We start from the raw sequence: 18,665 nt of genomic DNA on the forward strand, positions 1-18,665 counted from the left end.
ATTTAATGGTTAAGCCAATTTTTATCGACAAGTTCTTCTAATGAATAACAACATTTTTCAGGTAAGACAGATTTATTTAATCCAGTTTTCTCAATAACAATAAAAACAGCATCTTGATAAATACTTTCTAATTCTTCAGACAGATAGTTTTTTAGATTCGTTGTTAAATATTTATTGAGTTGCACCCTAAAAGTTGCGATTTTTCCTCGCCAATGTCGATAATTATAATCATATTCTTCTGTCCAATACTGCAATAATAAAAGATGGATAATAATTTGTCTTAAGAAACTTTCGACTCTCTGTTTATCTCGTCTCCCCAAACTTTCTAACTCCTCAATTAAATTCTCTAAATCTAAATCCTCTAAACAGTTTTCTCTTAATAATCTGATTGTTTCTTCTAACCAGAGATTTTCATCAGTTTCGTATAGCTGTTTTAGCTGTATCTTTGTCTTTATATTAACCATCTTCAAAAAAAGAAAATTTTGGGCTTGACAAACTCGCTCTATTTATTTTATTGTAGATAATGAAATATGTTTCATAATGGAAATCTTGACTCAAATTAAAAAATTGCACGAATTATCATCATGAACCTTACTTTTTACATTTTATTTTTATAAGGCAGGATTTGTCAATCCTTGTTTATTAATCTTATTGAATTGCTTGTTTGAGACTTTGACAAAACGCTGCAACCGCTTTTAACCCTTCTTCCGGGGTTCCTTCTGCCAAGCGTTTAACGCAAGCACTGCCTACAATAACCGCATCAGACCCCCAATTTTTGACCTTTAGGGCTTGTTCAGGGTCAGAAATGCCAAATCCTACCCCAATGGGCTTATCCGTTGTGCTACGAAGATTTTTGAGTAAGTCTTCCACTCTCGTGCCCACTTGGGTTCTCATCCCCGTTACCCCTGTGACACTGACGAGGTAAATAAACCCTTGAGACTGATGAGCGATCGCCTTTATCCGTTCCATGGGACTGGTTGGGGCCACCAATAGGGTCACTTCGATCCCTATCTCAGCAGCCGGTTTAAGCAACGTTTCGGCTTCTTCGAGGGGTAAGTCAGGAACCACTAACCCTTGCACTCCGGCGGACTTAATTTGTTGCAAAAAAGCTTCTACCCCCCGATAAAAAATAGGGTTATAGTAAGTAAATAAGATAATCGGGGCTTTAATCTCCGGTTGAACCTCTTTAACGATGGTTAAGACATCCTCTAACTTGACCCCTCGACGTAACGCACGAGTAGCGGCCGCTTGAATGACTGGCCCATCGGCCAAGGGATCAGAATAGGGAACCCCTAACTCAATCATATCAGCCCCTGACGCATCAAGAACCCGCAACGCCTTAGCAGTGGTATCGAGATCCGGATCACCTGCTGTAATGAAGGGAATAAGGGCGCATTGGTTGCGATCGCGTAGGGATTGAAAACACTGAGAAACCGATGTCATTATTGTCAGACTCAAGCTAGATTACCATATCTCAATTTACCCTGAGTTGGACTTGATTGGCTGATCTTTAAGATTTATCCCCATTTTATAATTATTGTTCTTCTTGAATTTCTTGTTGTAATTTTTCGAGTTCTTCGGGGGTCATTTCCTCGAGGCGTTTTTGTAACACTGCATCTTCGTAGTCTTTCAGTTGTTGATTGTAGGTCATATCTTTGTTCGCCACCCGAAAGAGATATGTGAAAGTCCAACCTAAGACAACCACTACTAATAAAGCTTGACTCCACACCCCTGCCGAGAGGCCATCAAACCCAATGGCTTGAAATACAAGGTACATAATGCCCCCGGTTGCAAATATTCCTAAGCTAATGGTGATAACATCAATTCGTCTCATGATGGCCTATTGGGTGTTCGTATGTGTATTTTAAACGGATTTAAGAGTTAACGGTACGGCGTTTGGGGCGAAAGTTCAAAAAGGGACTCAACAGAAGAACCCCAGGGAAGAAGAAGAACATGAGAAAGTACATAAAGGCCCGTTCAAAGGAACTGGCCACATACCAACGACTATTCAGGTAAAAATAGACCACGCCAGGGATAATTAAGAGATAGAGAAGACTTAACCCCAAATATAAAACAGCCACAATGAGGGTGTCTTGAGGGAGTGAGGCGATCGCGTCAATAATTTTATCCATAATATCAGTCATAAGTAACGATGCAAGGTTTCTGCTTTCTATAGTAGAGGGTTTCCCTAAAATAAGAAACCAATGAGTTTCATGAGATCATCATTTTTAACTTCCCATTAACGTAAATTTTTTGTTAAAATCATGAAATGTTTGCCTTAAAAATGTTAACAATCTATGATCACTCTTAAGAAAAATGTCTTCTCCTATTACACCCTTATTACTCGTCGACGGCTATAATATCATTGGTTCCTGGTCTCCCCTGAAAAGTACCCGCGATCGCCACGGTTTAGAACAGGCGCGGTACGAATTAATAGAGACGTTAATCAACTACACCGTCCATAAAGGCTTCAAGACTCAGGTTGTCTTTGACTCTCAATACCAAAAGACTCCCTCTTCAGTCGAACATCATTCCACTCATCTGTCTATTTGTTTTACGGCTTGGACCCAGACGGCAGATACCTACATAGAAAAGGTTTGCGCTACTTTTTTCCGTCGTCAACAAATCAATCATAATCGTATTATTGTGGCCACATCGGACCGAGATCAATATTTAACGGCCATGGGTTATGGTGCAGAATGGATGTCAGTAGAAGTCTTAGCCAAAGATATCGAATCTTCTCGTTCCCAAGTGAAACGCAAACAACGCAGTAATAAACGGAGTCGAGGCCGTTTATTATTCAACTGTCTTGACGCTCAATCTCAAGAAAAATTAGCCCGTTGGTTATGAATTTTACCTACAATTTTCAACATTAACCCATAGGAAATTGATCCTATGGGTTATTAATATTGATCGTGTTACGAACGTTTCACTTCATTATTTAACTCATTCCCTTGTTCCCAATTGGTAATATTAGTGATAGTGGTTTGAGCAATGGAGGTCAACGCTTCTTGGGTAAAAAATGCTTGATGAGCGGTAATGACTACGTTTTGAAAAGATTGTAATAATTGAAACGTATCGTCTTGGATAACATTGTCAGAATAGTCTTCAAAAAACAGATCATCTTCTTCTTCATAGACATCTAAACCGACATAACCAATCTTACCGGTTTTGATCTCATCAATCACCGCGCGAGTGTCTACTAATTGCCCCCGACTGGTATTAATTAACATCACACCTGGTTTCATTTGTTCGATGGTGTCTCGATTAATTAAATGATAAGTTGAGGGAACTAAAGGACAGTGAAGAGAAATGATGTCAGACTTCGCCAATAATTCTGGTAAATCCACATATTTAGCCCCTGGTATCCCTGCAAATTCATCATTCGGATAAACATCATATCCTAATAAATGACAACCAAACCCTTTCATAATTTGAGAAAAAATAGTGCCAATGTTTCCCGTACCAATGACCCCTATAGTCCGTTGATGTAAGTCGAATCCTAATAAACCATCTAGGGTGAAATTATCGTCTCTAACGCGATTATAAGCTTTATTTAATTTGCGATTTAACATCAAGATTAAACCCACTGCGTGTTCTGCCACTGAGTAAGGAGAATAAGCAGGAACTCTAACAATTTTTAACCCGAATTCTTCGGCTGCTTCGAGATCAACCATATTATAGCCAGCGCAACGTAGGGCAATTAATTTAGTTCCTTGTTCGGCTAACTTTTTTAAAGTGGCTGCATTGGCTGTGTCGTTAACGAACATACAAACACAAGGAAATCCCTCAGCTAAAGGGGCTGTTTTGTCATTTAATTTGGTTTCAAAGTATTCTAAATCGTGGGGAGAGTTAGCAGCTATATTCGCACGGTCTAGAAATTTACGATCATAGGAACGGGTACTAAAGACAGCAACTTTCATAATAGATAAAGTTAAAAATTAGTTGATAGCAATCATCCTTATATATTATTAACAAACTTATTGTAAATGTCAACTTTATTAGGTTAATTAATTAAGGGTTATCAGTTATTAAATTTGTTTGATAACACGACAAGGGTTTCCCACTGCCACAACATGGTTAGGAATGTTTTTAGTAACAACACTTCCTGCACCAATCACACTATTATTACCAATAGTTATCCCAGGAAGAATAATAGAACTTCCCCCAATCCATACATTATCACCGATGGTAATAGGATAGGCCATTTCTTTGCCTGAAATTCTTTCTTTTATATGAATTGGATGAGTAGCTGTATAAATTTGTACATTGGGTCCTAACTGAACATTATTACCAATTTTTACAAGATTACAGTCAAGAATAACACAGCCGAAATTAGCATAAAAATTATCACCAATCATGATATTGTAACCGTAATCGCATCTAAAAGGGGATTCTATCCAAATGTCTTTCTTCGTTTGCAATAATTTTTGAAGGATTTTTAATCTTTTTTTGTGACTACCATCAGGTATATCATTTAATTTCTTACATAATTTTTGAGCTTTTTTTCTATCTTTAAGTAAACTTTTTTCAAAGGCGTTATAATACTCCCCTCGAAGCATTTTTTCTTTTTCTGTGATGAAAATAGCATGAGTATTATTCATAGAAAATAAAGAGCCTTATATAATGATAGGGGCAGATGATGCCCCTAGGAATTTCTGTCACTAATTAACCGAATCTATAACGGCCATTTCCAATTAGACATTTCGGGTTTATCAAGGCCATGTTCATAAGCATAGGCTTTATGTTCAATAATGGCATTTTTCATTCTTTGCTGAACATAAGCTGCTGCTGAGCCTAATTTATCGACCCGATCAATCACATCTATCACTAAGTTAAAGCGATCAATTTGGTTATTAATGGCTAACTCTAAAGGTGTATTAATATTGCCCTTTTCTTTGTAGCCACGAACATGGAGATTATGGTGATTAGTGCGACGATAAGTCAACTTATGAATTAACCAGGGATAGCCATGAAAATTGAACATAATTGGCTTATTAGTAGTAAATAAGGTGTCAAAATCTTTATCAGATAAACCGTGAGGATGTTCTGATTCGGGTTGCAATTTAAACAAGTCTACTACGTTAATAAAACGGACTTTTAAGTGCGGAATTTCCTCCCGTAAAATAGCCGTGGCCGCCAATGCTTCTCTAGTAGGAATATCCCCACAAGAAGCCATAATGACATCGGGTTCATCCGGCTCTTTCCCACAGTCATCGTTACTGGCCCATTCCCAAATACCAATCCCTTTGGTACAGTGTTGAACGGCTTCTTCCATGCTTAAATATTGCAGATGTTTCTGTTTATCGGCAACGATAACATTAACGTAGTCTTTGCTTTTTAAACAGTGGTCAGCAACGGATAATAAACAGTTAGCATCTGGGGGAAAATAAACCCGAACCACTTCAGGACTTTTATTGGTTACTACGTCTACGTACCCTGGATCTTGGTGAGAAAATCCGTTATGATCTTGTCGCCAAACTGTCGAAGAAAGGAGAATATTTAAAGAAGGAATAGGGGCGCGCCAAGGCACTTCATGTTTACAAATATCTAACCATTTTGCGTGTTGATTAAACATTGAATCAACCACATGGGCAAAGGCTTCGTAAGTGTGGAAAAAGCCGTGACGACCGGTTAATAAATAGCCTTCTAACCATCCTTGTAGGGTATGTTCGCTTAACATTTCCATCACCCGGCCATCGGTGGTGATTTCTGTCCCATCGGCATCTGCATCAATAATCTCACCCATCCAAACTTTTTTACTCGCTTCATAGATGGCACTGAGACGGTTAGAAGCGGTTTCATCGGGGCCAAACACACGGAAGGTGTTCATATTATTGGCCATGACATCCCGTAAAAACATCCCTAAGTGTTGGGTATTTCCTGCTTCTACTGCGCCGGGTTGGTCTACCTCTACCCCATAGTCCCGAAAATTGGGCAGTCGGAGGTCTTTTCGTAATAAACCGCCGTTAGCATTAGGGTTGGCACTCATGCGACGGTTTCCGGTGGGGGCTAAGTCTTTTAACTCAGGAATGAGTTTGCCTGTATCGTCAAAGAGTTCTTCGGGTTTGTAACTTTTTAACCACTCTTCTAGGAGTTTGAGGTGTTCGGGGTTGTTGTGCATTCCCGATAAAGGGACTTGGTGCGATCGCCAGAAGTCTTCGGTCTTTTTGCCGTCAACTTCTTTAGGTCCTGTCCAGCCTTTCGGAGAGCGTAACACAATCATGGGCCACATGGGACGCTTGGCTACCCCACTGTCACGGGCTTCTTTTTGAATGGCTTTGATCTCGGAAATCACGGTTTCGAGGGTAGCGGCCATTTTTTGGTGCATCTGTTCAGGGTCAGACCCTTCGACAAAATAGGGTTTATAACCGTACCCTTTAAAGAGACATTCTAATTCTTCGTGAGAGACACGGGCTAAAATGCTAGGATTGGCGATTTTATAGCCATTCAGGTGCAAAATAGGTAAAACCGCACCATCGCGGATGGGATTGAGGAATTTGTTAGAATGCCAAGCAGTGGCCAATGGACCGGTTTCCGATTCTCCGTCGCCAACCACAGCAACGCTAATGAGATCCGGATTATCGAACACAGAACCGTACGCATGGGATAAACTATAGCCTAATTCTCCCCCTTCGTGGATTGATCCGGGGGTTTCTGGGGTGCAATGGCTACCAATACCGCCAGGGAAAGAAAATTGTTTGAAAAAGGCTTTCATTCCCGTTTCATCTTCGCTTTTATCGGGGTAAATTTCGGAATAGGTTCCTTCTAAATAAACGGGTCCTAATACCCCAGGCGCACCATGACCAGGACCAGCAATATAGATAGTATTTAAATCGTATTTTTTGATGAGTCGGTTAATATGAACGTAGATGAAACTTAATCCAGGACTTGACCCCCAGTGACCTAATAAACGGTTTTTGATGTGTTCTTCTTTTAGGGGTTCTTTGAGTAAGGGATTATCTTGTAAATAGATCATGCCAACGGCTAAATAATTACAGGCAGACCAATAAGCATGAATTTTTCTCAATTCTTCTGAAGATAAGGGCGTTTGCTCAACTTTGGGTTTATCCGGGGTGGCAACCATTTAATATAACTCCAATTGCGTCTTTTTTTACTTAATAACAGGATTCACTACGAGGTTTTTTCCTGTTTAATAAAGTCAGATTTGAGACTTTGCCAATTATTATAATAGTTAAAATTAGTAACTGCAAATTTATATTTATATTTGTTGATATTATACCCATAGATTATGTCCATAATTCTTATTCAGCTAATCATTATTTCTTTACTTGGACTTAAACTTTATTTTACAGCCTGAAAATGATTAAAATAGGGTAATTCATTGATAAACCATAGATTATTGATTATTAATAATTAATTCTCTAAATTGTTTCATAGCTAAACGAGGGTTAGGATGATCAATAAATTGACAGAGTAAATTAAGATCCAGACTGGGTAAAAGTTGGCTGTTTTCCTGGGGAGAATATTGATCATTTTCTAAACAATAAATCTCAAGTTTCTCATCTTGCCATAACCAAACTTCTTTAATTCTTAAACGACGATAAACTTCTAATATTTTAATATTTCCACTGGTAACAATAACTTCAATGGCGAGATCGGGTAATTCTTTATCTGTTTGTAAACAATAACATTCATCAGGTTCTTTTCCGGCTTGTCCTTTTTCTATCCATAATGTTGTTGAACCTAGTCCCCAAAAATCAATTTCTGCTACTTCTAAGTAAACTTCTAATAATCTTCCTATATTTCTTTTACTTACTTCATGACCACGACTGGGTGACATAATTTCTAATACTCCCTCTAAATAAATGGTTCGATAAGTTGCATCATCTCCCAATGAATCTAAAAATTGTTGGTATTCTTCCCAAGAAATACCCGTTAGAATTAAACGTTGCTCACTGTCATAATGGGATGTTTTAAAACTAGCGAGTTGGGGTAAAGCAATTAAAGACATAATGAGAAGGAATCAATTAATATATGCCTATTTTATTATATTAATCACCAAGGATGAAAAAAAGAAAAAAAATATCTCTGTTCTTCTTTCTCTTTCTTCTGAATGAAATATTTTTATCTCTATTGATAGATGACTAGAATCTTTATTCCCATTAGCTTTTATAAGCTTTTGACAAAAACTTGTCATTTATAGTAAATTAAAAAAACATAAGAAAAACTTCTGAGAACAGAAACGATTAATGGCGTAAAATTAAGATTTTTTTAATTGTTATTTTGTTTGTTTTAAGTTAAGATGCCCCATACAGTTACCCGTCAACAAACATTGAACAATCTAAAAACTTTGTTGATATTGAGAGAATTAGCAGAAAAAATCATAGCATATGAGTAATTAATCTTCCCTAAAGGGGATAGATGTTCTGGGAATATCGCAGAGAATAAAGAAACATTATTTTTTCTTTCCCTTCTAGTTGAGAATTGTTGATTTTTAAGGAGTTTCTCTCATGGCAAAAATAAAAGTAGGTATTAACGGTTTTGGCCGTATTGGTAGATTAGTTTTCAGAGCAGGTATTCATAACCCTGATTTTGAATTTGTCGGCATTAATGATCTTGTCCCTGCCAAGAATATCGCCTATTTACTCAAATATGACTCGACTCACGGACGTTTTGACGGAACCGTCGAAGCAAGAGAAGATGGGATCGTTGTCAATGGTAAATTTATCCCCTGTTTTGCCATTCGTAACCCTGAAGAATTGCCCTGGGAACAACTCGGAGTCGACTATGTGGTAGAGTCCACCGGTCTATTTACCACCCACGAAACCGCCAGTCAACACCTCACTGCTGGAGCGAAACGGGTGGTTATTTCTGCTCCCACCAAAGATCCTGATCGGGTCAATACCTTTGTTGTCGGCGTTAATGATGACCAATACGACCCCAACAAAGATTATATTGTCTCTAATGCTAGTTGCACCACTAACTGTTTAGCCCCCATTGCCAAAGTGATTAATGATAACTTTGGCTTAGCCGAAGGGTTAATGACCACAGTCCACGCCATGACAGCCACTCAGCCCACCGTAGACGGGCCTAGCAAGAAAGATTTACGGGCTGGACGGGGTGCTGCTCAAAACATCATTCCGGCTTCCACAGGGGCAGCTAAAGCGGTAACTCTGGTCATCCCGGCCTTAGATGGTAAGTTAACCGGAATGGCCCTGCGGGTTCCCACTCCCGATGTTTCTGTGGTTGATTTAACGTTTAAAACCGAAAAAGCTACCAGTTATGAGGCCATTTGTGAAGCGATGAAAGCAGCCGCGTCTGGTGAGTTAAAAGGCGTGTTAGGCTACACTGATGAAGACGTGGTATCTATGGATTTTGAAGGAGATTATCACTCTAGTATTTTTGATGCTAAAGCCGGCATGGAGTTAAATTCTAACTTCTTTAAAGTAATTTCTTGGTATGATAACGAATGGGGTTATTCGTCTCGGATGTTAGATTTAATGAAAGTAATGCAAGCTAAAGAAGCAGAGGCTATGACCACTGTTTAATTAGTTGCTGAAAAATTGATAAAGTTAATGATCTAGGGGTTAACATTGGTTAGTCCCTACTTTTTTTTAGAGCAGTTACCAGTTATTAATTATGGTTAAAAATAGACTAACGTAAAATCTCTTTTGCCTGTTGCCTGTTGCCTGTTGCCTGTTGCCTCTCTTTACTGATGATAATATAACCAATCTTGAATTTCTTTCGCCAACCAAGCGCATTCTTCTTCTTTTAGATTTTCTCCTATAATATAACTTTTGTTTCTCGTTCTAATTTTAACTTGATGATTATTAGAACTGCCATATAAGAAAACGCCAACAATGTCGTCATTGGGAGCATTTATAGACTGATAAGTTAATCCGAAAATAGTACGCTGAATTTTAAAAGCTTTCTCTAAAAAGATAACCCTCATATCTTTACAATATTGATAAACAAATAATAAAACTAACAGAGAAAAAGGAAAAAAGGTTAAAGTTACCGCAGCGATAATAAAAAGTGTCACAAATAAGCTAGTATTTCCCATTTTATAAGTGATTTTAGGCGGTAAATATAAAGATAGTTTATTTTCACTTTGAGTCAGCAGGAAACGACTATAAGTCGGTTGCAGTAACTTTTTATTAAATGTTTCGGACTGAATAATTGTCCGTTTCTTTTGTAACCCTTCTAAAGCTTCTTTCGCGGTTGAAAAGCGTTTTTCAATAGAAATATTAGTGGCTTTTTCTAACCAATGGATAAAATAGTTAGGAAGATTAACTTTATCAGAAAATTGAATTTGAGAGTCTTTATGAGGTAAATTAACTGGGGAGGTTCCTGTCAATAAATGAATCAAAGTTGCCCCTAATGCGTAAATATCTGAAGCAGGAACGGCCCTACCCCAAAACTGCTCTAAGGGAGCATAACCACTACTTCCTACCACGGTAAAGGTTACACCAGTGACCGCTCCTTGTGCTTGTACTGCGCCAAAATCAATTAAATAAATATGATTATCTTCTCCTAAAATTAAGTTACTGGGTTTAATATCTCGATGAATAACTAAAGGGTTTAATTCATGTAAATAAATCAAAATTTCTAAAATTTCTACAGCAATATTATAGGCTTCTTTTTCAGTAAAAATCTTGCCTCTATCGACTAAGTCTTGTAAGGATGAACCAGGAATATACTCTTGTACTAACCCAAACCAAGCTATCCCACCCCCTAAGTCTTTATTTAAGTCAAAATAGTCTCTATATTTAGGAATTCTCTTATGTTCAAGAGACTGTAACACTTCTGCCTCTCTTTCAAATAATTTTAACTCTTCCCATTGCATTTGAGGACTGAAAGCTAAGAGTTTTAGGGTAACATTTTCTTGGGTAAGTTGATCAATAGCTAACCAAGTTTGATGGCCCGTTGCGGTGTTTCCTAATCTTTGTTTAAGTTGGTATTTCTCGACAATAATATCGTCAGTTTTAAACATAATTATACTAAGTTAATTTAACCAGTCTTCAATCTCTTTTGTTAAAAACAGTGCTTCTTCTTCTGTAAATTTATTCCCTAAATGATAAATCATCTTTCTGGTATTAAGGGTAACATTATAGCGATGACTTAATTCATGAATAAAAATTCCTAGGATGTTCTTTTTTGATTCTTCTTCTTGATGATACTCGAAACCAAAGATTTTTTCTTGTATTTTTAATGTTTCTTTATCAAAGATTAAATGAGTTTTTGAACTCATACTACTCATGAAATAAACTAATAATAGTATTAAAATTGTTGTAAAACTCATTCCTCCCATTATTTCTAAAGATGCCATAATAAAGGATGGATTTTTAACCATCATTCCCGTAATAATTAAAGAAAAGGGAATTAAAAACAGTCCAGAAACAGTCATTAATGGAACAACTTTATTAAAATCTAAACCTTGATTAATTAAATTTGTTTCCATTTTCAACAATTTTTTCATTAACTTAAATTGAGATGAGGGAACAATAATTTGTAAGGATTGCTCTGTTTTATTTAATTTAAGCTTTGTTCGTAATTCATTATTTTTACTTGATTTAATTAAATGATTTTTTCGCTTTTTCTTCTGTGCTATTTTCCCCGTTTGTAAAGCTTGTAAGGCTTCCCGTGCCGTTTGATACCGTTGCGATAGTTTGATTTGGGTTAATGTTGTTAACCAATCCTTTAAAGCAGGGTTAATCTTTCCCTCATCTTCAAACTCAATTTGATAATCTTGGTTATGTAAATCCGTGGGAGAAATCCCGGTTAAAAGATGAATTAATGTGGCTCCCAATGCATATAAATCCGAAGAAAAAACCGCTTTACCCCAAAATTGTTCTAGGGGAGTATAACCACTGGTTCCTACCACCGTAAAACTAATATTAGTGACTGAAGTTTGATCTTGAACTGCCCCAAAATCGATCAAATAAATGTTATTATCTTCCCCTAAAATCAAATTACTCGGTTTAATATCTCGGTGTAATACAGGGGGATTTAATTCATGTAAATAAATTAAAATTTTGAGGATTTTAAGGGCAATTTTACGAATTTTAGCTTCCGAAAATCGCTCTCCTTGTTCTAATAAATCCTGTAATGATTTCCCTGGAATGTAATCTTCGACTAAGGCAAACCAAGGAACTCCATTACCGAGTTCTTGAGGAATTTCAAAATAGTTGCGATAACGAGGAATAAAAGGATGATCTAACCCTTGTAAAATTCTAGCCTCTCGTTCAAACAGTTTAAATTGTTCCCAGGATAGTTGGGGATTAAATGCCAATAATTTAACCGTTACTTTTTCATAAATATTAGGCTGAAATACCTGATTGAGATGATAAAACCATTTTAACCAAGGGAGTTGCTTTTTTTTGTCAGCGTATACGTCAATGGGAGAAAGTAAATCATCAGCTAACCAAGTTTGATGACCAATAGCGGTTTTTCCCAAAGATTCTAGAAGTCGATAACGTTTACAGAGAATATCCCCAACCTGAAACATAACATTGATAATTATTTTAGAATTTATTATCTATTTATATATTAATTGATCCCCAAAAAATTTAATTGATTGATGAAAATTTATATTTCTTGTTACCACAACCTCTCATAATAGAAAAAGATAGTTATAAGAGATATTGACCAATGAGTAGTCATCAGACCATGAAAGTCGGTATATTAGGCTTTGGAGGACTCGGACAAGCAGCCACCAAACTTCTCGCCCCAAAACAAGAAATGACCTGGGTTGCAGCAGCCGATCTCAAAGGTTATGCTTACTGTGAGACAGGATTAAACCCTCAAACGGCGATCGCTACTTATGGCCAACAGGGATCGATCGGATATTTAGACCCCTACGGAACCCTTAGCAACCATAGTATCAAAGACCTCCTGGAAACGGCCAAGGTAGATGGTTATTTTCTGGCCCTTCCTAACCTTCCTAACACCTTCATGGCCGATGTGGCCAGAGAGTTTATTGCCTCTGGATGGAAAGGGGTGTTAGTAGATGCCCTCAAGCGGACCAGTGCCGTTGAACAACTGCTAGAATTACAGGGAGACTTACAAGCTGCCGGTATCACCTACATGACCGGTTGTGGTGCCACCCCTGGCTTATTAACCGCAGCCGCAGCAGTGGCAGCCCAAAGTTATCACGAAGTCCATAGTGTTAAAATTACCTTCGGGGTGGGTATTGCCAACTGGGAAGCTTACCGCGCTACCATTAGAGAAGATATTGCCCATTTACCAGGGTTTACCGTGGATAAGGCTAAAGCCATGAGTGACGCTGAAGTGGAAGCTTTCCTCGATAAAACTGACGGCATTCTCACCCTAGAAAATATGGAACACGCCGACGATATTATGTTAGAGTTGGCTGGTATTTGTTCCCGCGATCGCGTTACCGTTGGGGGTGTGGTTGATACTCGCAACCCGAAAAAGCCTTTAAGTACAAATGTTCAAATTACCGGACGCACCTTTGAAGGGAAAATATCCACCCATACCTTTACATTAGGGGATGAAACTAGCATGGCAGCCAATGTTTGCGGTCCAGCTTTCGGTTATCTCAAAGCCGGGTTATCCTTGCATCGTCGCGGTATTCATGGTTTATTTACCTCTGCTGAGGTGATGCCTCACTTTGTGAAGTAAAGCTAAAAAGAGGATAGGTTATCAAAACACCTATCCTTAATTTCTCAATGACAAAGGAGCAAGCTTTGACACTTGCTCCTCTGAGTACCCCCAAGGGAATTTGAATCCCTGTCGCCTCCGTGAAAGGGAGGTGTCCTAGGCCACTAGACGATGGGGGCTTGTTTTTTCTAGACCTTTATAAATATAACAAGGGTTTTTGTCTGTGTCAATAGTTTTGAGAAATTTTTTTTCCCTAGTGCTACGCACGCTTAGAATGGGCAAGGGTTCTCCCCCTCACGAAAGGGGGAGTTAGAGGGGGTGGCAAGGGTTCTCCCCCTCACGAAAGGGGGAGTTAGAGGGGGTGGCAAGGGTTCTCCCCCTCACGAAAGGGGGAGTTAGAGGGGGTGGCAATGGTCGGCTGTCAAAGTAATTTTGTGAGGAACTGATACTGGCTTAGCCGTCACATTTAAAGTCTATAGTATTATCATTGATACCACCATCCTCTGTTGTTGTTGAGGCGTTTTTATGATGAAACCCCTTTTATCTACCATACTAATGAGTGCCATTGTAACCGTTCCTAACATGGCTTTAGGTACTCCAATCTTAGCGTCTTTACTCCTGTCTCAGCAAGACAAACAAGAGACCCTTAAACAACAAATTCAAGTAGCTTTTCCTGATTTTGTTGTTGTGTCTTTAAAATCAGGAAATCTCACCACAGGAAACTTTATCGATTTAAATAACCGTAGTTTAATTGTTAGTTTTAAAGGTTATACCACTGGGATTCCTTTAACTGACATTCAATCCATTGAGTTTAAAGATAAAGTCTTAATTCCTGCTGATGAAACGGTAATTTGTCAACGAAGCAATCCTCAATGTCGTCAAGTTCCTTTTAATCAAAATCAAGCCCAAGAACCCACGATCCTAGAAAATATTCCTATGACTAATTTAAGTTTATTCCAAGGGGCAAAAACAGCCTTATTAACCCTTCCTGAACAGTCAGACTCTGAAGACAGAGAAAATACCAACGATTTATCTAAGGATAAGATTAATATTATTAATTATCTAGAAATGGATGAATCAGGAGAAAATATAACCCTAATATTCATTCCCACTGAGCGCAAATAAAAAAACAGTATCTTATCTTTAATTTAAGCTAACATTTAAGATAAAATAAAAGATAATAAGTTATCTCTTAACTCCTATGCAATCCGTTGATGTCACCACCTTAACCGCCATTTGTCATGATCTACAAAGCCATTGGATACCGGCTAAAGTTGAACAAGTTTATCAACGCGATCGCTATACCATTTTTATGGCTTTACGAACCCTAAAAAAACGCAGTTGGTTAACCCTTTCTTGGCATCCTCAAGCGGCTAGATTATGTATAGGAGATCCCCCACCCAGAACCCCAGATACTTTCACCTTTAGTGATCAATTACGTCATCAATTAAATGGCTTTGCTCTCATCGATTTAAAGATGATTTCCCCTTGGGAAAGGGTAGTAGACTTACAATTTGCTAAACGTCCGGGAGATGACCCGGTTTGGCATCTTTTTGTAGAAATTATGGGAAAATATAGTAATGTTATTCTAACGGATAATAAGCAACAAATTGTCACCGTCGCCCATCAAGTTAACGCCAATCAATCCACCGTTAGAACCGTACAAACCGGTCAACCCTATGAATTTCCCCCTGCCTTAACTGGGACATTTCCAAAATTAGAAGAAAGCCAAGAAAGATGGCAAGAAAGAGTTAGTTTAATCCCTGGTTCTGTTAAAAAGCAATTATTAAATAGTTATCGGGGTTTAAGTCCTGTGGTTGCGACTTCTATGGTTAAACAAACGGGTTTAGATCCACAACAATCCACAGAAACCCTAACGGAAAAAGACTGGGATAACTTATATTCCCTTTGGCAATTTTGGCTTAAAAGTTTAGCCACAAAAGAGTTTAAACCGGGTTATACAGAAGAGGGTTATACTGTTTTAGGTTGGGGAATAATTGATAAACCTATCAATATAGAAACCCTAATTAATGATTATTATAACAATAAAATTAATCAAGAAAAATTTAAACAACTCAGACATCAACTGCAACAAAAACTAAAATCTTCCTTGAAAAAACTATCGAGTAAAGCGAATAACTTTCAAGAAAAAATGCAACAATCTTCAGAAGCAGAAGACTATCGTCAAAAAGGGGATTTATTAATGGCCCATTCTTATTTATGGGAACCCGGTATGAAGTCTATAACCTTAGAAGATTTTGAAACCCAACAACCCATAAAAATTCCTTTAAACCCCGAAAAAAATGCCATCCAAAATGCCCAACTTTTCTATAAAAAACATCAAAAACTAAAACGGGCAAAAGGTGCAGTGGAACCCTTATTAAACGAAGTTCAAGCAGAAATTAACTATTTAGAACAAGTCGAAGATAGCTTACAACAAATCGATGATTATCAGTCCCCAGAAGACTTACAAACCCTAGAAGAAATCAAAGAAGAATTAATACAACAAAATTATTTACCTTCTCCCTCTCAACCCACCCAAAGTCATTCTGATGAGTCCCAACCCTATCAACATCGAACCCCATCCGGGTTTGAAGTGTGGATTGGTCGTAATAACCGACAAAACGATCGCTTGACCTTTCGCACGGCCGGAGACTATGACCTATGGTTTCATACCCAAGAAAGTGCAGGGAGTCACGTCTTATTAAGACTCGAACCCGGTGCCGTTCCCAACGAAGCGGATCTTCATTGTGCTGCCGACTGGGCCGCTTATTATAGTCGCGCTCGTCAAAGCGAACAAGTTCCCGTGGTCTACACAGAACCCAAATACGTCTATAAACCCAAAGGAGCTAAACCTGGAATGGTTATTTATAAACGAGAACGGGTGCTTTGGGGAAAACCACATAAGATACAATCTTATCTAAAAAATCACGATTGAGACAAATATTTTAAATTTTATTTACAAAAATTCGTGCTTGATGTTACAATCTACCTATAGAAATCGACTGGTTAGCCAATTTGGGAACGTGCTACCGGATTTCCTCGAAAAACAACAACAATATTTTTATTAGGGTATCCAGCGATCGCGATCGCTGGTTTTTGCTTCTTACTGCTCACTCAACGGATTTTCTTCTTGAAAAGAAATTTTGAGAGTTGTGCCGGTGGCCTCAGCAATTCTTTTTAGTGTTCTGAGGGTAGCATTTTGTTCTCCGCTTTCCCATCGAGCTATTTGGGACTGTTTAGCGCGCATTCGTTGAGCAAGTTCTTCTTGAGTTAATCCTGCTTGAGTTCTTGCTGCAATAATGGCTGACGCTATTTCAAACTCCATGGCCATTTCTTCATAAGCAGTTTTATATTCTGGATCTTTTAACCATTTCTGGTGTAACTGAGAAATTTTAGTCATTCTTCAATCTCCTCAGCCCGTTTGAGGGCAAGCTTAATTTCTTTTCTGGGGACTTTCTGGCCTTTCTGATATCTCGAAGGGTCATCTCTTCTATCATTAGTTCTTGAGTTCGCACTTCAATTTTTTTCTGACGTTCTTGAGATAGGTTTTGCATGATATGTTCGAGGTTTTTCGCCATTCCTTTATTCTCCTGTGTTTTTCAACTCACTCAGATAAAAATCAATTAGCTATGATAAATTTACAAGAAATGTGAGGGCATTTTTAATGAAATTTCAGGTTATTTTTACTTACGATCCAGAATATAAAGGTTATGTTGCTGAAGCCGTATCCTTACCCGGTTGCGTTAGTCAAGGTAAAACGATGGATGAAGCGATCGCCAATATAAAAGATGCCATTCAAGGTTATCTTTATGTGGAAGAAAAGCATGGTAATTATAGTTTTTCTGTTGAATCTCAATCATTTGTGGGAGAAGTGGTGATTTAATGGGTAGATTGTCCAACATATCCGGGAAAAAAGCCATTAGGATGTTTGAGAAGTTGGGTTATATTCAAGACCATCAAACTGGTAGTCATATAATTCTCTGGCATCCCGAAAAATCAACCTTATCAGTCCCCAATCATAAAGAATTAGCTCCTGGTTTACTCAGAAGTCTCATTCGACAAGCAGGAATCACCGTTGATGAGTTTTTGAGTTACAAATAACAAACAAGTGAAACCATTCCCCCCTTTCCAAAGGAGACTTTAAAGCTTTTCACCAATCAATCCAATCAACCCACCAACAAACATTCCCCCCTTTCAAAAAGGGGGGTTAGGGGGGATCACAACCCTCCTCAAAAAAAAATAAAAAAAAATTTTTCAGCCAAGTGATATGTTTCGTGATCGAGGTGGGTATGTTCTATCTAGAAGCGAAAAACACACTAACCTCTACCAAAAAGGAACATTAAACCAATGAATAACAAATTTAACTCTACCTTCAAAGCGAACTTACTCAAAACTATCGCTAACAAAAAAGGTAATAAAGGTTTCACCTTAATTGAATTATTAGTTGTTGTTATTATTATCGGTGTATTAGCCGCCATCGCTCTTCCCAACCTCTTAGGTCAAGTGGGTAAAGCGCGTGAATCTGAAGCGAAGAGTACCCTCGGTGCAATGAACCGCGCTCAACAAACTGCTTTTGCAGAAAGAGGCGAATTTGCTGACAGTATCGCTCAGTTAGAAGTCCCCGTGGGTAACGAGAAATTCTACGGTATCTTTGTGGATAGTACCACAGGTGGAATTATGGGAGCCGTTGGTATTAACAGAAACGATGATGGAACCATTTCTGACGTTGGTGGTGTTGCTAACGGTCAAAATGGAACCCGTGACTACGCTGCAGCCATCAACTACGACGATGTAGCTCGTACCTTCTCCACCGTTGTCTGCCGGGCTAATAATTCTGATGGTAACCAAACTAATCAGTATGCTATTCATACTAGTCCCACTGCTAATGGTAAAGTCATCGATCCCGCTGGTGTTGGTGGTATTAACAGTGGTGGTGTCACCGATGCTAATGATTTAGCAGCTTGTGACACAGGCATCACCGAAGAAGTCAAGTAAGACTAGGCTGTGTTAACACTGACGTAATCTTAGATAATTTCAGGTGGTTTGCTTAGGGTTGCCACCTGTTTTTATTAGGG

Annotated in this window: 20 protein-coding genes and 1 tRNA gene; 8 read left to right on the forward strand and 13 right to left on the reverse strand. The window is 38.2% G+C overall.

Annotation, left to right across the window (positions count from 1 at the left end; translation table 11 throughout):
* Positions 1-2 precede the first annotated feature (2 nt).
* The 4 genes from C4E06_RS11070 to ndhL all read right to left on the reverse strand — a co-directional run bounded on the left by C4E06_RS11070 (position 3) and on the right by ndhL (position 2,132).
* Positions 3-464 carry a DUF29 domain-containing protein gene (locus tag C4E06_RS11070; protein WP_107668105.1) on the reverse strand — a complete coding sequence of 154 codons (462 nt, stop codon included), beginning with the start codon at positions 462-464 and terminating at the stop codon, positions 3-5.
* Between the two features lie 184 nt (positions 465-648).
* Positions 649-1,443 (reverse strand): tryptophan synthase subunit alpha, encoded by a 795-nt coding sequence (gene trpA / locus C4E06_RS11075; protein WP_107668106.1) that lies wholly within the window; start codon positions 1,441-1,443, stop codon positions 649-651.
* Positions 1,444-1,534: 91 nt separating this feature from the next.
* Positions 1,535-1,834, reverse strand: coding sequence for a DUF3007 family protein (locus C4E06_RS11080; RefSeq protein ID WP_107668107.1), 300 nt, complete (start codon positions 1,832-1,834; stop codon positions 1,535-1,537).
* Between the two features lie 40 nt (positions 1,835-1,874).
* Positions 1,875-2,132: an NAD(P)H-quinone oxidoreductase subunit L gene (ndhL, locus tag C4E06_RS11085; protein ID WP_107668146.1), complete on the reverse strand. Its 258-nt coding sequence runs from the start codon at positions 2,130-2,132 to the stop codon at positions 1,875-1,877.
* Between the two features lie 184 nt (positions 2,133-2,316).
* Between ndhL and C4E06_RS11090 the strand changes: the two genes are divergently transcribed.
* Positions 2,317-2,850 carry an NYN domain-containing protein gene (locus C4E06_RS11090; protein WP_107668108.1) on the forward strand — a complete coding sequence of 178 codons (534 nt, stop codon included), beginning with the start codon at positions 2,317-2,319 and terminating at the stop codon, positions 2,848-2,850.
* 68 nt (positions 2,851-2,918) lie between these two features.
* Here C4E06_RS11090 and C4E06_RS11095 read toward each other — a convergent pair whose 3' ends face one another.
* From C4E06_RS11095 to C4E06_RS11110, 4 genes are all read right to left on the reverse strand, one after another.
* Positions 2,919-3,923 (reverse strand): 2-hydroxyacid dehydrogenase, encoded by a 1,005-nt coding sequence (locus tag C4E06_RS11095; protein WP_107668109.1) that lies wholly within the window; start codon positions 3,921-3,923, stop codon positions 2,919-2,921.
* 108 nt (positions 3,924-4,031) lie between these two features.
* On the reverse strand, positions 4,032-4,604 hold the full coding sequence (locus C4E06_RS11100; RefSeq protein WP_107668110.1) for a sugar O-acetyltransferase: 573 nt from the start codon (positions 4,602-4,604) through the stop codon (positions 4,032-4,034).
* 74 nt (positions 4,605-4,678) lie between these two features.
* Complete coding sequence (locus tag C4E06_RS11105; protein WP_107668111.1) at positions 4,679-7,087, reverse strand: phosphoketolase; 2,409 nt, start codon at positions 7,085-7,087, stop codon at positions 4,679-4,681.
* A 273-nt stretch (positions 7,088-7,360) separates the two neighbouring features.
* Positions 7,361-7,975 carry a Uma2 family endonuclease gene (locus tag C4E06_RS11110; RefSeq protein ID WP_107668112.1) on the reverse strand — a complete coding sequence of 205 codons (615 nt, stop codon included), beginning with the start codon at positions 7,973-7,975 and terminating at the stop codon, positions 7,361-7,363.
* A gap of 499 nt (positions 7,976-8,474) precedes the next feature.
* Here C4E06_RS11110 and gap point away from each other — a divergent pair, with 499 nt between their 5' ends.
* On the forward strand, positions 8,475-9,512 hold the full coding sequence (gap, locus tag C4E06_RS11115) for a type I glyceraldehyde-3-phosphate dehydrogenase (RefSeq protein ID WP_107668113.1): 1,038 nt from the start codon (positions 8,475-8,477) through the stop codon (positions 9,510-9,512).
* A gap of 161 nt (positions 9,513-9,673) precedes the next feature.
* On the opposite strand, the gene C4E06_RS11120 is transcribed toward gap, so the two are convergent.
* Positions 9,674-10,957, reverse strand: a complete 1,284-nt coding sequence (locus C4E06_RS11120; RefSeq protein WP_107668114.1) for a serine/threonine-protein kinase — start codon at positions 10,955-10,957, stop codon at positions 9,674-9,676.
* Positions 10,958-10,969: 12 nt separating this feature from the next.
* Positions 10,970-12,472 (reverse strand): serine/threonine-protein kinase, encoded by a 1,503-nt coding sequence (locus C4E06_RS11125; protein ID WP_107668115.1) that lies wholly within the window; start codon positions 12,470-12,472, stop codon positions 10,970-10,972.
* Positions 12,473-12,615: 143 nt separating this feature from the next.
* On the opposite strand from C4E06_RS11125, the gene C4E06_RS11130 reads away from it, so the two are divergent.
* On the forward strand, positions 12,616-13,608 hold the full coding sequence (locus C4E06_RS11130; protein ID WP_107668116.1) for a saccharopine dehydrogenase-like oxidoreductase: 993 nt from the start codon (positions 12,616-12,618) through the stop codon (positions 13,606-13,608).
* 85 nt (positions 13,609-13,693) lie between these two features.
* Here C4E06_RS11130 and C4E06_RS11135 read toward each other — a convergent pair.
* Positions 13,694-13,766: transfer RNA gene (locus C4E06_RS11135), tRNA-Glu, on the reverse strand.
* Positions 13,767-14,112: 346 nt separating this feature from the next.
* Here C4E06_RS11135 and C4E06_RS11140 point away from each other — a divergent pair.
* Together C4E06_RS11140 and C4E06_RS11145 are read left to right on the forward strand one after the other, a co-directional pair.
* Positions 14,113-14,712 carry a hypothetical protein gene (locus C4E06_RS11140; RefSeq protein WP_198648543.1) on the forward strand — a complete coding sequence of 200 codons (600 nt, stop codon included), beginning with the start codon at positions 14,113-14,115 and terminating at the stop codon, positions 14,710-14,712.
* A 76-nt stretch (positions 14,713-14,788) separates the two neighbouring features.
* Positions 14,789-16,525: an NFACT family protein gene (locus tag C4E06_RS11145; protein ID WP_107668118.1), complete on the forward strand. Its 1,737-nt coding sequence runs from the start codon at positions 14,789-14,791 to the stop codon at positions 16,523-16,525.
* A gap of 168 nt (positions 16,526-16,693) precedes the next feature.
* Here the strand turns inward: C4E06_RS11145 and C4E06_RS11150 are convergent, their stop codons facing one another.
* Both C4E06_RS11150 and C4E06_RS11155 read right to left on the reverse strand, forming a co-directional pair.
* Positions 16,694-16,990, reverse strand: a complete 297-nt coding sequence (locus C4E06_RS11150; RefSeq protein ID WP_107668119.1) for a helix-turn-helix domain-containing protein — start codon at positions 16,988-16,990, stop codon at positions 16,694-16,696.
* A complete protein-coding gene (locus C4E06_RS11155; protein WP_107668120.1) occupies positions 16,983-17,168 on the reverse strand; it encodes a hypothetical protein in 186 nt (61 codons plus the stop codon). Before C4E06_RS11155 ends, C4E06_RS11150 begins: the two co-directional genes overlap by 8 nt.
* A gap of 86 nt (positions 17,169-17,254) precedes the next feature.
* On the opposite strand from C4E06_RS11155, the gene C4E06_RS11160 reads away from it, so the two are divergent.
* The 3 genes from C4E06_RS11160 to C4E06_RS11170 all read left to right on the forward strand — a co-directional run bounded on the left by C4E06_RS11160 (position 17,255) and on the right by C4E06_RS11170 (position 18,585).
* Entirely contained in the window at positions 17,255-17,473 is a 219-nt protein-coding gene (locus C4E06_RS11160) for a type II toxin-antitoxin system HicB family antitoxin (RefSeq protein ID WP_107668121.1), read from the forward strand.
* Positions 17,473-17,691, forward strand: a complete 219-nt coding sequence (locus tag C4E06_RS11165) for a type II toxin-antitoxin system HicA family toxin (RefSeq protein WP_107668122.1) — start codon at positions 17,473-17,475, stop codon at positions 17,689-17,691. The genes C4E06_RS11160 and C4E06_RS11165 overlap by 1 nt, the downstream gene beginning before the upstream one ends.
* Positions 17,692-17,937: 246 nt before the next feature.
* A complete protein-coding gene (locus tag C4E06_RS11170) occupies positions 17,938-18,585 on the forward strand; it encodes a type IV pilin protein (RefSeq protein WP_107668123.1) in 648 nt (215 codons plus the stop codon).
* Positions 18,586-18,665 lie beyond the last annotated feature (80 nt).

The sequence above is a fragment of the Cyanothece sp. BG0011 genome (assembly GCF_003013815.1).
GTDB lineage: Bacteria > Cyanobacteriota > Cyanobacteriia > Cyanobacteriales > Microcystaceae > Crocosphaera.